General features: G+C 37.1%; 2 protein-coding genes. One reads left to right on the top strand and one right to left on the bottom strand.

Annotation, left to right across the window (positions count from 1 at the left end; translation table 11 throughout):
* Nucleotides 1-25 precede the first annotated feature (25 nt).
* Nucleotides 26-610 carry a tail fiber assembly protein gene (locus tag EQY_RS0121545; RefSeq protein WP_001471251.1) on the top strand — a complete coding sequence of 195 codons (585 nt, stop codon included), beginning with the start codon at nt 26-28 and terminating at the stop codon, nt 608-610.
* A 73-nt stretch (nt 611-683) separates the two neighbouring features.
* Here the strand turns inward: EQY_RS0121545 and EQY_RS0121540 are convergent.
* Nucleotides 684-1,603: sensor domain-containing diguanylate cyclase (locus EQY_RS0121540; RefSeq protein ID WP_000293658.1), on the bottom strand; the 920-nt coding region annotated here is incomplete at its 5' end.

Below are 1,603 nucleotides of genomic sequence, written 5' to 3'. Positions count from 1 at the left end.
TTAACTATATTGTGAGGCTTGCATAATGGCATTCAGAATGAGTGAACAACCACGGACCATAAAAATTTATAATCTGCTGGCCGGAACTAATGAATTTATTGGTGAAGGTGACGCATATATTCCGCCTCATACAGGTCTGCCAGCAAACAGTACCGATATTGCACCACCAGATATTCCTGCTGGCTTTGTGGCTGTTTTCAACAGTGATGAGGCATCGTGGCATCTCGTTGAAGATCATCGGGGTAAAACGGTTTATGACGTGGCTTCCGGCGACGCGTTATTTATTTCTGAACTCGGTCCGTTACCGGAAAATGTTACCTGGTTATCGCCGGGAGGGGAATATCAGAAGTGGAACGGCACAGCCTGGGTGAAGGATACGGAAGCAGAAAAACTGTTCCGGATCCGGGAGGCGGAAGAAACAAAAAACAGCCTGATGCAGGTAGCCAGTGAGCATATTGCGCCGCTTCAGGATGCTGCAGATCTGGAAATTGCAACGGAGGAAGAAATCTCGTTGCTGGAAGCATGGAAAAAGTATCGGGTATTGCTGAACCGTGTTGATACATCAACTGCACCGGATATTGAATGGCCAACAGGACCCATTATCGAATAGTGCATTACGAACTGCAGGATATTATATGGGATAATATTCTGCAGTTTATTGGGGCTGTATTTTAAAAAGGTGTTTATTTTGAGTGAGTTATCACCTTGTTCTTTCCGGTTCTTTTGGCTTGATATAACGCTTTATCGGCATTGACTAACATTTCAGATGGACTGAGATTATTCTCTTTTGAAGTAAAACAACCAATACTGACGGTTATTTTCTCAGGTCCATGCGATAATAATTTTTTCGAGCATTGCTCCTCAATGTTTTTTCTGATTCGCTCTGCAATTGATAGCAAGAGCTTTTGAGTATTACCTTTAATGATAATACCGAACTCCTCACCGCCTAAGCGCCCTAATATATCCTCTTTCCTGATGGATTTTTTTATTATTCTGGTAACCATTACTATGACTTGATCACCCATATGATGCCCCCATTTGTCATTGATGCTTTTGAAATTGTCAATATCTAACATTATTACTGAGAAATCATGGTGTTTTGATATATTCTTCAATGAGTCAATAAAGTATCTTCTATTGTATGTATTCGTTAGTGGATCATGAATTGCCATATGATTAGCATGATTTAATTTCCTGAAAACATAATACATGAGTGTTGAAATGATATAAATCATTGATATCAATTCAAGAAATTTTGTCATGTACCATGCAGGATGGGATTTATCAATAAAATACAATAAAATTAGATTATTGCATACTGACACTATACAAATAAGTATTATACACAACCATATTTTTGAGTAATTACGTATGCTGATGCATGAGCTGATAAGTAATACAAGCCAAAATACTGATATTATTTTGGTGTACACGATATTCCACGTCGACAAATGACGATTCAGCGAGTATTGTATAATATTAAGACTATATTTTATATTGTCACTACTTAGATTTTTTGCTACAAACGGAGTAATAAAAAGAATTAATATTGACAAAACAACAATTATTATGTTTCTTTTATCTTCTAAAACACTTTTATTTT

It is taken from the genome of Escherichia sp. TW14182 (assembly GCF_000208525.1).
Lineage (GTDB): Bacteria > Pseudomonadota > Gammaproteobacteria > Enterobacterales > Enterobacteriaceae > Escherichia > Escherichia ruysiae.
Note: the sequence above shows the minus strand (reverse complement) of the source record. Positions and strands in the feature narration are given on the sequence as shown.